Source organism: Streptosporangium minutum (assembly GCF_002149035.1).
GTDB lineage: Bacteria > Actinomycetota > Actinomycetes > Streptosporangiales > Streptosporangiaceae > Streptosporangium > Streptosporangium minutum.
Window position 1 is genome coordinate 1 of sequence record NZ_NGFP01000276.1, and the last position, 12168, is coordinate 12168.

Sequence of the window (12168 nt, forward strand, 5' to 3'; positions counted from 1 at the left end):
CACGGATGCGGCCCGGTCAGGCCGGAAGCGAAGCTGTGAACACGCAAACAGCGGGTCGACGAGGCCCACCACCACAGGAGCGACCATGACCGGCTCTTCCCCCCAGGGAATCAAGACCGTGCTGCACCCCGTGTCCGACCTGGCGAAGGCCAAGGCGGTGTACGCGGCCCTGCTCGGTATCGCGCCGCAGACCGACTCTCCTTACTACGTCGGCTTCGAGGCCGAGGGCCAGCACATCGGACTGGTGCCCGGCGGTGGACCGCAGGGCATGACCTCCCCGGTGGCCTACTGGCACGTACCGGACATCGAGGCGAAGCTGGCCGAGCTGATCGCCGCGGGGGCCACCGTGCAGGAGGCCGCGCACGACGTCGGTAGCGGCCGCCTGGTGGCCACCGTCACCGACCCCGACGGCAACGTCCTGGGGCTCCTGCAGGACCGCTGAGCGCCGCCTGCCCCTGCCCCCTGCCATGTCCGCCGCGTAGCGGCCGCCGACAAGACGACAACCCCACCTCACTCAAAGGACCTGCCATGACCTCCTTCGAATCCGTCACCCTGGAAGTTCCCGACCCCACGGCCGCGGACGCCTTCTACAACGCCTTCGGTCTGGGCTCTTACGTGAACGTACGCGCCTCGGATGCGCCGACGACCGGCTTCCGTGGATTCGCGCTGTCACTCGTGGTGTCCCAGCCGGGCAACGTCGACGCCCTCATCGGCGCCGCCCTCGACGCCGGCGCCACGACGCTGAAGCCCGCCACGAAGGGGTTCTGGGGCTACGGCGGCGTCGTACGCGCCCCGGACGGGACGATCTGCAAGATCGCCACCTCGAAGAAGAAGGACACCGGCCCCGCCACCCGGCACATCGACCAGGTCGCGCTCCTGTTGGGCGTGGCGGACGTCAAGGCGAGCAAGCGGTTCTACGTCGACCGCGGCCTGGCCGTGGCCAAGAGCTTCGGCGGCAAGTACGTCGAGTTCGACACCCCGGCGTCGGCCGTCACGCTGGCGCTCTACCCGCGCCGCGCCCTCGCCAAGGACATCGGCGTCTCCCAGGAGGGCATCGGATCGCACCGGATCGCAATCGGCGGCGATGCCGGGACCTTCACCGACCCGGACGGGTTCGTCTGGGAGGCCGCATCCGCCTGAGGCAGGCGACGGGCCGACCTCGACATCGTCATCACGCAGGTACCGGCCGGTGGGGCCGAGGTCATCCAGGGAACCGACAGCGCAGCCGTACGGCGGAGGCTGGATCAGGTGCGCCGAGAACCGGCACCGGGGCAGCGCCCCTGGTTGACATCCCCGCCCTGGTGAAAGATGGTTGTTCGTATAAAGGACACTGACGTCCGTTAATCGGACAGGCTGGGGAGAAGCGGATGCCGTACTACCGCGTCGTGGGCGAGGTCCCCCGCAAGCGACACGTGCAGTTCCGGCGGCCCGACGGTGGGCTGTACGCCGAGGAGCTGATGGGCGAGGAGGGGTTCTCCAGCGACTCGTCCCTGCTCTACCACCGCCACCTCCCCACGGCGATCATCAAGGCCGAGGCGGTGGAGCCCACGACGGCCACGGCACTGACTCCCAACCTGCCCCTCTCCCCCCGCCACTTCCGCACCCAGGACCTGCCGGTGGGCGGCGACCTGGTCACCGGGCGCGGGCTGCTGGCGGGCAACGCCGACGTCCGCATGTCGTACGCCGCGAGCGAGACCCCCAGCGAGCTGTACCGCAACTCCATGGGCGACGAGTGCGTCTACATCGCCAGTGGCCGGGTCAGGTTCGAGTCGACCTACGGCGCGATCGAGGCCGGCGAGGGCGACTACGTCGTCATCCCCACCGGGACGATCCACCGCTGGGTCCCCCGGGGGCGCGTCACGGCCTTCGCGATCGAGGCGGCGGGGCACATCCGGCCGCCCAAGCGCTACCTGTCCACCCACGGCCAGTTCCTGGAGCACGCCCCCTACTGCGAGCGCGACCTTCGCACCCCGCAGGAGACGCTGACCGTCGAGGGCGAGGAGGTGCCGGTGCTGGTCCGCACGCGCGGCGGGCTGACCCGGCTGGTCTACCGTAACCACCCCTTCGACGTGGTCGGCTGGGACGGCTGCCTCTACCCCTACGCCTTCAACATCAACGACTTCGAGCCCATCGTGAAGCGCACCCACGCCCCGCCGCCGGTGCACCAGACCTTCGAGGGCCCGAACTTCGTGATCTGCTCGTTCTGCCCCCGGCCGCTGGACTTCCACCCCGACGCCGTCCCGATCCCCTACAACCACCACAACGTCGACTCCGACGAGCTGATGTTCTACGCGGGCGGCGACTACACCGCGCGCAAGGGCTCGGGCATCGACGTCGGCTCGATCTCACTGCACCCCGCCGGGTTCACCCACGGCCCGCAGCCGGGCGCCGTCGAGGCCGTCATCGAGGCCGTACGGCAGGGGCACACCGAGACGAGCGAGCTGGCCGTGATGGTCGACACCTTCCGCCCGCTCGACCTGGGCCCCGCCGGCCTGTCGGTCGAGGACCCCGCCTACGCGTGGACCTGGGCGCGATGACGCTCTTCCACTCCCTCGTCGACGACGCCGGGCTGTTCCCGCCCACCGCGCTGCCGATGGCCGAGGCCCTGCGGCGGCACCGGGCCGACCTGGCCGGGGGCAGCCCCGTGCTCACCCACCGCTTCCTCTGCCCGGCCAGCCGCCTGCCGGAGCTCCGCGCCCACCTGGACTTCCCGATCAGGCTCGGGCTGATCCTCGACACCCCGGACGTCCCGCGGCCCGCCGACCTCGCCGACCTCGCCGTCGAACTGGTCGAGGTGCCGGGCGGCCGGCCCGTCGCCCTGGACCTCCCGGCCCGCCAGTTCGTCGAGGTCACCGCCGCCCAGCTCCCCGTGGACGTGCCGCCCGGAGTCGGGCTGAAGGTCAGGTGCGGCGGGCTGACCGCGGCCGCCTTCCCCAGCGCCCAGGACCTGGGCTCCTTCATCGCCTACTGCGCCGGACGCGACATCCCGTTCAAGGCGACCGCGGGGCTGCACAACGCGGTCCGCCACTTCCACCCGGCGCTGGGCGCCGACCGGCACGGCTTCCTCAACCTGGTCCTGGCGGTCTGCGCGGCCGTGGAGGGCCGGGACCCGGTGCCGGTGCTGCGCTCGACGGACGTGGGCGAGCTGGTACGGCTGGCGCGGGCCGTACCGGACGGCACCGCCGGGCGCGCCAGGAGGCTGCTGGTGTCCTACGGCTCGTGCAGCACGAGCACCCCGATCGAGGACCTGCTGGCCCTCGGCCTGATCATCGGCACGACCGCCGACGCAGAGGAGAACGTGTGATGTCTTGGGGCCTGGAACACCTGCCCTACGGAGTCTTCTCCCGGCACGAGGGAGAGACCCCGCGCGTCGGCGTGCGGTACGGCGAGCACGTGGTCGACCTCGCCGGCGCCCTGCACGACGAGGTGTTCGCCACCGGCTCGCTCAACGCCTTCATGGCCAGGGGCTCGGCCGCGTGGCAGGCCACCCGGGCGGTGATCCAGAACAAGCTGGGCACCGACCGGGCCGCGATCGACGCGCACCTGATCCCGCTGGACCGGGTCACGCTGCACCTGCCGATCGAGGTGGCCGACTACGTCGACTTCTACTGCTCGCTGGAGCACGCCTCCAACCTCGGCCGGATGTTCCGCCCCGACGAGGAGCCGCTGAAGCCGAACTGGCGGCACCTGCCGGTCGGCTACCACGGCCGGGCCGGGACCGTCGTGACGTCCGGCACGCCGATCACGCGGCCGTCCGGGCAGCGCGGCGCCGGGGTCTTCGGCCCCTCGGCCAAGCTGGACATCGAGGCGGAGCTCGGCTTCGTGGTCGGCTCGCCGACGGCCCTCGGCGAGCGGGCCGGCCGGTTCGAGGACCACGTGTTCGGCGTGACGCTGGTCAACGACTGGAGCGCCCGCGACATCCAGGCGTGGGAGTACGTCCCGCTGGGGCCGTTCCTCGGCAAGTCCTTCGCCACCTCGGTGTCACCGTGGGTCACCCCGCTCGCGGCCCTGTCGCAGGCCCGCCTGCCGGGCCGGCCGCAGGACCCCGAGCCGCTGGACTACCTGCGCCGCCGGGAGCCGTGGGGCCTCGACCTGACGCTGGAGGTCTCGCTGAACGGCGAGGTCGTCTCCCGCCCGCCGTACCGGGACATGTACTGGACGCCCGACCAGATGCTCGCCCACATGACCGTCAACGGCGCCCGCCTGCGCACCGGGGACCTCTACGCCAGCGGCACGGTCTCCGGCGGCGGGCAGGACGAGCGGGGATCGCTGATCGAGCTGACCTGGAACGGCACCGAACCCCTCAAACTGCCCGACGGCTCGGCCAGGACCTTCCTGGAGGACGGCGACACCGTCACGATCACCGCGTCCGCTCCCGGCCCCGGCGGGACCGTGATCACCCTGGGCGAGGTGTCGGGAACCATCCTGCCCGCACGGTAGGCCCGCCGCAGGCCCGCCGCGTGACCTCACGTGACCCCATGATCACTCGTCGCTAATGTGGGGTCACGGCCATTCACGGACCCCGGAGGCAGGAACAGATGCGACGCGCCGCGGGATGTCTCCCGATCGTCCTCCTCCCGCTCGCCATCACGGGCTGCTCGTCGGTCGTGGCCGGAGGCGACCATCCGACGGCGACGGCGGCGCCGAGAGTGAAGATCTCCCCCTCCCCGGACTCCGTGCGGGCCGGCACCCGCCGGGGCCTGGTCGTCCGGGCCACCACGGGCACGCTGACCGGGGTGACCGCCTACGGGGGCGGCGCCCCGGTGCCGGGCCGGTTCGACGGCACCCGGTCCGCCTGGCGCTCGGACTGGACCCTGACCCCCGACCAGGAGTACATCGTCAAGGTCACCGCGGCGGGCGGGGACGGCGCCACGACGACCACCTACGGCAGGTTCCGCACGCTCGCGCCCGCCCGGACCTTCCAGGTCGCCTCCGTCACCCCCGAGCCGGGCGAGACCGTGGGCGTCGGCATGCCGATCATCGTGGACTTCACCGTCCCGGTTGAGGACAGGGCGGCCGTCGAGAAGGCCCTGGAGGTCCGCTCCACCAAGCCGGTCGAGGGCGCCTGGCACTGGGTGAGCGACACCGAGGTGATCTACCGCCCCCGCCGCGACTGGCCGGCCCGGCAGCGGGTCTCCTTCACCGCGCACCTGGCCGGGGTCCGCGCGTCCAGGGACACCTACGGCACGGCCGACCACACGGTGCCCTTCGCCATCGGCCGGGGGCAGGTCAGCTTCATCGACACCCGGACCCACCGGATGCGGGTCGTACGGGACGGCAGGACGGTCCAGCGGATGGCCATCAGCGCCGGCATGGCCACCACCGAGGAATACACCACGACGAGCGGCGTCCACCTGACCATGGACAAGGCCAGCCCGGTCCGCATGGTCTCCCCCGGCCGCGAGAAGGGCGAACCGGGCTTCTACGACGTCATGATCGACCACGCGGTCCGGATCTCCAACAGCGGCGAGTACGTCCACGCCAAGAACAACCTGTGGGCGCAGGGCAGGCAGAACGTCAGCCACGGCTGCGTCAACGCCCGGCCCGACCAGGCCGCCTGGTTCTTCGACAGCTCCCTGCGTGGCGACCCGGTCGTCATCCGGGGCACCGACCGCGAGCTCCGCTGGGACAACGGCTGGGGCTACTGGCAGCGGTCCTGGGAGGAGTGGCTCAGCGGCAGCGCCCTGCACGCCGCCGAACCGCCGCAGCCTCTGATGCCCCCTGACACTCCGCCAGATAACGACATACGGTAGGGGAGGGAACCTCCCGGGCATCCGCCCCGTTTAACAAGGTAGGAGGGCCGGAGCATGGACGACTGGGTGATCTGGTTGATTCTCGCGGTGGTGCTGGGCATCGCCGAGATCTTCACCCTGACCACCGCTCTGGGCCTGCTCGGCGGCGCAGCCCTGTTCGCCGGCCTCGCCGCCGTCATCGGCCTTCCGGTCCCCCTCCAACTCCTGGTGTTCACCGGCGCACTGGCCGCGGGGGTGTTCGTGGTCCGGCCCATCGCCAGACGCCAGCTCAGACAGACGCCCTCGAAACAGCGGTTCGGGATCCAGGCCCTCGTCGGCAAGCCCGCCTATGTGGTGCGGGAGGTGACCGGCCGGGACGGCCGGGTGCAGATCGGCGGCGAGGAGTGGTCGGCCAGGGCCTACGACGAGACGCTGGTGATCCCGGCGGGAGCAGTCGTCGACGTCATCGAGATCGAGGGCGCCACCGCGCTCGTATATCCCCGGGAGTGAGCATGGATGCACTGTTGATCGCCGGTCTGCTCGTCGTCCTGTTCGCCGTGTTGACCGTGATCCGCTCGGTCCGCATCGTGCCCCAGGCACGGGCCCGCAACGTGGAGCGGCTCGGCCGCTACCACAGCACCCTCAAGCCGGGCCTGAACTTCGTGATCCCCTACATCGACCGGGTCTACCCGATGATCGACCTCCGCGAGCAGGTGGTCTCCTTCCGCCCGCAGCCGGTGATCACCGAGGACAACCTCGTCGTCGAGATCGACACCGTTCTGTATTTCCAGGTCACCGACCCCCGGGCGGCCGCCTACGAGATCGCCAACTACATCCAGGCCGTCGAGCAGCTCACGGTCACCACCCTGCGCAACGTCGTCGGCTCGCTGGACCTGGAGATGACGCTCACCTCGCGCGACACGATCAACAGCCAGCTCCGCGGCGTGCTGGACGAGGCGACCGGCAAGTGGGGCATCAGGGTCAACCGGGTGGAGATCAAGGCGATCGACCCGCCCAAGAGCATCAAGGAGGCGATGGAGAAGCAGATGCGCGCCGAGCGCGACAAGCGCGCCGCGATCCTCAACGCCGAGGGCCAGCGGCAGTCCCAGATCCTCACCGCCGAGGGTGACAAGCAGAGCGCGATCCTGCGCGCCGAGGGCGACCGGAGCGCCGCGATCCTCAAGGCCCAGGGCCAGTCCCAGGCCATCGACGAGGTCTTCCAGGCGGTCCACCGCAACGACCCGGACCCCAAGCTGCTGGCCTACCAGTATCTGCAGGTGCTGCCGGAGCTGGCCAAGGGCCAGGGCAACACGTTCTGGGTGATCCCCAGCGAGGTCACCTCCGCCCTCCAGGGCGTCTCCAAGGCCTTCACCGAGTCACTGCCCCAGTCGCCGGCGACCCGCCACGAGGCCCCCGCGATCAGCGAGGCGGCCGCCAGGGAGACGGCCCAGGCGGAGCAGGCCGCGGCCGAGGCGGTGGCCGAGGCCGCCGACGTCGACGCGGGCCCCCGCCAGCTCGGCCCCGCCGCCCACACCGCCGATCCTCTCGCCGACCTTCAGGAGAACCGCCACCGCACCTCCTGACCCCGTACGGCCCGCACGCCGTACGGCCCGCGTCCAAGGCTTGGCGGGCACGCCGTACGGCCCGCGTCCGAGGTCCGACGGGCATGCCGTACGGCCCGCGTCCGAGGTGCGACGGGCATGCCGTAGGGCCCCCGCTCCCGGGGATCGCAGGCGACCTTCCGGCCCCTGTTCCCGCTCGCAGGTGATCCGGCGGGACATCCGGGCAGGCGTCCCTCCGGAGGGCCTGTGCCGCCTGTCCGCGCCGAGCGTGAAGCAGCGCTGTGGGCGGGGTTAAGAAAACCGCGATGGACACCTTCGGAGCCGGCCGGGCACAGTGCGTAAGGTCGGAGCTGAGGGGGAGATCTGTGATGAAAGCGCTGGTCAAGGAGAAGGCCGAGCCTGGCCTGTGGCTGACGGAGGTGCCCGAGCCTGCCGTCGGCCCCGGAGAAGTGCTGATCAGGGTGCTGCGGACCGGGATCTGCGGGACGGATCTGCACATCCGCAATTTCGACGCGTGGGCGCGGCAGACGCTGCGGACGCCGCTCATCGTCGGCCACGAGTTCTGCGGCGAGGTCGTCGAGGTGGCGCCCGGCGTGGAGGACATCGCAGCCGGTGACCTGGTCAGCGGGGAAGGGCACCTGGTCTGCGGGAAGTGCCGCAACTGCATGGCCGGGCGGCGGCACCTGTGCCGCAACACGGTCGGGCTCGGCGTCAACCGGGACGGCGCCTTCGCCGAGTACGTGACGCTTCCGGCCTCCAACGTCTGGGTGCACCGGGTGCCGGTCGACCCCGACGTCGCGGCGATCTTCGACCCGTTCGGCAACGCCGTGCACACCGCCCTGGCGTTCCCGATGGTCGGCGAGGACGTGCTGGTCACCGGGGCCGGGCCGATCGGGTTGATGGCCGCTGCTGTGGCCACGCACGTGGGCGCCCGCAACGTGGTCATCACCGACGTCAGCCCCGAGCGGCTGGAGCTGGCCCGCAAGCTCGGCGTCAGCCTGGCCCTGAACGTCGCCGAGCGGTCCGTCGCCGACAGCCTGCACGAGCTGGGCATGCACGAGGGCTTCGACGTGGGCCTGGAGATGTCCGGGCATCCGCAGGCACTCCGCGACATGATCGCCAACATGACGCACGGCGGGAAGATCGCCATGCTCGGGCTGCCCGCCGAGGAGTTCGCGGTCGACTTCGCGACGATCGTGACCTCGATGATCACGCTCAAGGGCATCTACGGCAGGGAGATGTACGAGACGTGGTACGCCATGTCCGTCCTCCTGGAGAAGGGCCTCGACCTCTCCCCCGTCATCACCGACCGCTTCTCCTACCGCGACTTCGACGCGGCCTTCGACACCGCCGCCAGCGGCAAGACCGGCAAGATCATCCTGGATTGGACCGCCTGATGTTCGACAACGTCCGCGACGACCTGCGCGCCACCCTTGACGAGATCGCCTCCGCCGGGCTGCTCAAGCCCGAGCGGGTCATCACCACCCCGCAGCGCGCCGGCATCGCCGTCGCCGGCGGCGGTGATGTGCTGAACTTCTGCGCCAACAACTACCTGGGCCTGGCCGACCACCCCGAGGTGGTGGCCGCCGCCAAGGACGCCCTGGACCGCTGGGGCTTCGGCATGGCGTCCGTCCGCTTCATCTGCGGCACCCAGGAGGTGCACAAGGAGCTGGAGGCGCGGCTGTCGGACTTCCTCGGCCAGGAGGACACCGTCCTGTACAGCTCGTGCTTCGACGCCAACGGCGGGGTGTTCGAGACTCTGCTCGACGACCGCGACGCGGTGATCTCCGACGCGCTCAACCACGCGAGCATCATCGACGGCATCCGCCTGTCCAAGGCCCGCCGCCTGCGCTACGCCAACCGTGACATGGCCGAGCTGGAGGCCCGGCTCAAGGAGTCCGCCGACGCCCGGCGCCGGCTCATCGTCACCGACGGCGTCTTCTCCATGGACGGCTACGTCGCGCCGCTGGAGGAGATCTGCGACCTGGCCGAGCGCTACGACGCCATGGTCATGGTGGACGACTCGCACGCGGTCGGCTTCGTCGGCCCGAACGGCCGGGGCACCCCCGAGCTGCACGGCGTGATGGACCGGGTCGACGTCATCACCGGCACGCTCGGCAAGGCGCTCGGCGGGGCCAGCGGCGGCTACGTGGCGGCCCGCAAGGAGATCTGCGAGCTGCTCCGCCAGCGTTCCCGCCCCTACCTGTTCTCCAACTCCCTCGCCCCGGTGATCGCCGCCGCCTCCCTGCGCGTCCTCGACCTGATCAGCGGCTCCAGCGAGGCTCGCGAGCGGCTGCGCGCCAACACCCAGCGCTTCCGCACCAGGATGACCGAGGCCGGGTTCGACGTCCTGCCCGGCGACCACCCCATCGCCCCGGTGATGATCGGCGACGCCGCCGAGGCCTCCGCGATGGCCGAGCGCCTGCTCGAACAGGGCATCTACGTGATCGGCTTCTCCTACCCCGTGGTCCCGCACGGCAAGGCCCGGATCCGGGTCCAGCTCTCGGCGGCGCACTCCACCGAGGACGTGGACCGGGCCGTGGAGGCCTTCGTCGCCGCCCGGGGGTGACCCGCCTCGCGACCGGGGGACCCCGTCGCCACCTGGAGACAACCCGTGTCCCGGCCGGGGGCGCTCACGGCCCCGGCCGGACACGGCTCCGCGTCCAGGAACCCCCATTATCTGAAATGACAGAGATTTGTGTCATTTCAGTCATCCATGTAATGTCCTTCATATGGCTTATGAAGTTGAGCTCTCCTTCGCCGACGAGGTCGGCCGTCATTTCGCGCGGCAGAACGCCCTGCCGCCGATGACCGGACGGGTGACCGGATGGCTCCTCATCTGCGACCCGCCGCAGCAGACCATCGCCGAGCTCAGCGAGGCGCTGCGGGCGAGCCGTAGCGCCATCAGCGGCGCCGTCACCATGCTTGAGGAGTGGTCCTGGATCCAGCGCTCGCGCGCCGCCGGTGAACGCGTGGACCGTATCGGCCTCCATCCCGCGATCTGGCTGAGGATGGTGGACAAGCAGGCGGAGTACGCCTCGCTCGGCGCGCTGGCGCAGCACGGGCTCGAGGTGCTGGGCGAGGCGCCTTCGACACGCAGGGCACGCCTCCTGGAGGCGGCCGCCTTCGCCGACTTCCTCACCGAACGGATGCCCGCGCTCGCAGCCGAGTGGCGCGCCCGCCGCGACACCCTGCGCGCCTCAGGCGCGCTGCCCGACGGCTCCGGGACGGGTTCTTCATAGGGCCTGTTCCGAGGATCTTCCCGGCTGCCTCGTCCGCCCGGACGGCCCCCAACCCGTAGCCGATCGAACATCCCCGGGGCGACCCCGCCCCCTCAGCCGGTGCCCGACGGCACCGGCGCCACCGACATGCCCGGATCCCCGTCCATGTCGATCAGTGGACGCGTCGCCCGGAACCCGATGAGGAGAGACCCCGATGACTTTCGACTCCGCCCGCTGGCAGGCCCGGCTCGACGGGCTTCGCGCCGCCCACCATGTGCCGGGGGCGACGCTGGCCGTACTGGTGGACGGCGAGATCCACGAGCTGGCCAGCGGCCTGCTGCACCGTGGGACAGGAGTGGAGGCGACCACCGACTCGGTGTTCCTGTCCGGTTCGCTGGCCAAGGTCTACACCGCCACCCTGGTGATGCGGCTGGTCGACTCCGGCGACCTGGACCTGGACGCGCCGGTCGTCAGCGTGCTGCCGGAGTTCGCCACCCCCGATGCCGAAGCCACCAAAGCGATCACCATTCGGCGGCTGCTCAGCCACACCGGTGGGCTGACCTGCGACTTCACCTACGACTCCGGCCGAGGTGACGACTGCCTGGCCAAGTATGTCGAGGCCGCCAGAGAGGTGGCGCTGGACTGCCCGCCCGGGACGGCGATCTCCTACAGCAGCCTCGGTTACGTCGTGCTGGGCCGCGTCATCGAGGTGCTGACCGGCAAGACCTGGGACCAGGCGCTGAAGGACATGCTCTTCACCCCGCTCGGGCTGGAGCACTCGATGACGCTGCCGGAGGAGGCGCTGCGCTTCCGCGTGGCGATGAGCCACCTGGGAGAACCGGGAGCCGACCCCGACCCGGCCCCGGCCTGGGACCTGATGCCGCGCTCGGCGGGACCGTACGGCAGGGTCATCATCTCCGCGGGGGACGTCGCCCGGTTCGTCCAGATGCACCTGGACGGCGGCACCGCCCCCGACGGCACCCGTGTCCTGTCCGCCGACGCCGTCGCGGCGATGCGGCACCGCGAGGTCGACAGCCCGGACAAGTGGACCGTCAGCGCCGACGGCTGGGGCCTGGGCTGGACCCTGTACGACTGGGAGGGCGTCCCCGGCTACGGCCACGACGGCAGCGCCGTCGCGCAGCACTCCTACCTGCGCGTCGTCCCGCACGCCGGCGTGGCCGTCGTCCTGCTCGCCAACGGCGGCGGCACCGACCGGCTGTACGCCGACCTGTTCCGGGAACTGCTGGCCGAACTGGCCGGGGTGCGCATGCCGGACGCCTTCGGGCCGCCGGCGAACCCGCCCGTGGTGGACATGGCACCGCTGGTGGGCGTCTACAAGCGCGAGGGCGTCGTCACCACCATCGCCCAGGACGACGACGGCCGCGCGCGCATCCGGTACGAGTTCGTCGACGGCATGAAGGACTTCTCCCCGCCGCTGGAGATGGACCTGGTGCCGGTGTCGGAGACGGTGTTCGCCGCCTCCGGCGGTCCTGCCTTCAGCGGGGACCACATCCCCGTCGTCCTCCGCCGGGGCGCCGCGATACTCCACCGCCACCGCCACGTCCACCACGCCGTCCAGGACCATGGTGAGGCTCTGGTCGCCCTCGGCGTCCAGGACCCGCACCTGGATGCCCGGCTCCTTGTCCCGGAGCG

General features: G+C 71.1%; 12 protein-coding genes. All 12 read left to right on the forward strand.

Annotation, left to right across the window (positions count from 1 at the left end):
• Positions 1-85 precede the first annotated feature (85 nt).
• The gene (locus CA984_RS37525) at positions 86-442 is read left to right on the forward strand and encodes a VOC family protein (protein WP_086578147.1); all 357 of its coding nucleotides are present in this window, start codon (positions 86-88) and stop codon (positions 440-442) included.
• A gap of 86 nt (positions 443-528) precedes the next feature.
• Positions 529-1140, forward strand: coding sequence for a VOC family protein (locus CA984_RS37530; RefSeq protein ID WP_086578148.1), 612 nt, complete (start codon positions 529-531; stop codon positions 1138-1140).
• A 227-nt stretch (positions 1141-1367) separates the two neighbouring features.
• Positions 1368-2537, forward strand: a complete 1170-nt coding sequence (locus CA984_RS37535) for a homogentisate 1,2-dioxygenase (protein ID WP_086578149.1) — start codon at positions 1368-1370, stop codon at positions 2535-2537.
• Positions 2519-3304 (forward strand): hypothetical protein, encoded by a 786-nt coding sequence (locus tag CA984_RS37540; RefSeq protein ID WP_242676392.1) that lies wholly within the window; start codon positions 2519-2521, stop codon positions 3302-3304. The genes CA984_RS37535 and CA984_RS37540 overlap by 19 nt, the downstream gene beginning before the upstream one ends.
• Positions 3304-4440, forward strand: coding sequence for a fumarylacetoacetase (fahA, locus tag CA984_RS37545; RefSeq protein WP_086578150.1), 1137 nt, complete (start codon positions 3304-3306; stop codon positions 4438-4440). Before CA984_RS37540 ends, fahA begins: the two co-directional genes overlap by 1 nt.
• A 98-nt stretch (positions 4441-4538) precedes the next feature.
• Positions 4539-5753, forward strand: a complete 1215-nt coding sequence (locus tag CA984_RS37550) for a L,D-transpeptidase (RefSeq protein ID WP_086578151.1) — start codon at positions 4539-4541, stop codon at positions 5751-5753.
• Positions 5754-5807: 54 nt separating this feature from the next.
• A complete protein-coding gene (locus CA984_RS37555; RefSeq protein ID WP_086578152.1) occupies positions 5808-6242 on the forward strand; it encodes an NfeD family protein in 435 nt (144 codons plus the stop codon).
• Between the two features lie 2 nt (positions 6243-6244).
• Positions 6245-7315 carry an SPFH domain-containing protein gene (locus CA984_RS37560; protein ID WP_086578153.1) on the forward strand — a complete coding sequence of 357 codons (1071 nt, stop codon included), beginning with the start codon at positions 6245-6247 and terminating at the stop codon, positions 7313-7315.
• Positions 7316-7662: 347 nt separating this feature from the next.
• Complete coding sequence (gene tdh, locus CA984_RS37565) at positions 7663-8691, forward strand: L-threonine 3-dehydrogenase (RefSeq protein ID WP_086578154.1); 1029 nt, start codon at positions 7663-7665, stop codon at positions 8689-8691.
• Positions 8691-9863, forward strand: a complete 1173-nt coding sequence (locus tag CA984_RS37570; RefSeq protein ID WP_086578155.1) for a glycine C-acetyltransferase — start codon at positions 8691-8693, stop codon at positions 9861-9863. Before tdh ends, CA984_RS37570 begins: the two co-directional genes overlap by 1 nt.
• Positions 9864-10026: 163 nt before the next feature.
• Positions 10027-10536 carry a GbsR/MarR family transcriptional regulator gene (locus CA984_RS37575; RefSeq protein WP_086578156.1) on the forward strand — a complete coding sequence of 170 codons (510 nt, stop codon included), beginning with the start codon at positions 10027-10029 and terminating at the stop codon, positions 10534-10536.
• A gap of 193 nt (positions 10537-10729) precedes the next feature.
• A partial coding sequence (locus CA984_RS37580) for a serine hydrolase domain-containing protein (protein ID WP_242676393.1) occupies positions 10730-12168 on the forward strand: 1439 nt, incomplete at its 3' end.

Excerpts from the sequence above, each read along its gene's own strand:
- CA984_RS37550 (WP_086578151.1), top strand. The coding sequence starts at position 4,539 with ATGCGACGCGCCGCGGGATGTCTCCCGATCGTCCTCCTCCCGCTCGCC.
- CA984_RS37535 (WP_086578149.1), top strand. The coding sequence starts at position 1,368 with ATGCCGTACTACCGCGTCGTGGGCGAGGTCCCCCGCAAGCGACACGTG.
- CA984_RS37530 (WP_086578148.1), top strand. The coding sequence starts at position 529 with ATGACCTCCTTCGAATCCGTCACCCTGGAAGTTCCCGACCCCACGGCC.
- fahA (WP_086578150.1), top strand. The coding sequence starts at position 3,304 with ATGTCTTGGGGCCTGGAACACCTGCCCTACGGAGTCTTCTCCCGGCAC.
- CA984_RS37525 (WP_086578147.1), top strand. The coding sequence starts at position 86 with ATGACCGGCTCTTCCCCCCAGGGAATCAAGACCGTGCTGCACCCCGTG.
- CA984_RS37570 (WP_086578155.1), top strand. The coding sequence starts at position 8,691 with ATGTTCGACAACGTCCGCGACGACCTGCGCGCCACCCTTGACGAGATC.
- tdh (WP_086578154.1), top strand. The coding sequence starts at position 7,663 with ATGAAAGCGCTGGTCAAGGAGAAGGCCGAGCCTGGCCTGTGGCTGACG.
- CA984_RS37575 (WP_086578156.1), top strand. The coding sequence starts at position 10,027 with ATGGCTTATGAAGTTGAGCTCTCCTTCGCCGACGAGGTCGGCCGTCAT.
- CA984_RS37560 (WP_086578153.1), top strand. The coding sequence starts at position 6,245 with ATGGATGCACTGTTGATCGCCGGTCTGCTCGTCGTCCTGTTCGCCGTG.
- CA984_RS37555 (WP_086578152.1), top strand. The coding sequence starts at position 5,808 with ATGGACGACTGGGTGATCTGGTTGATTCTCGCGGTGGTGCTGGGCATC.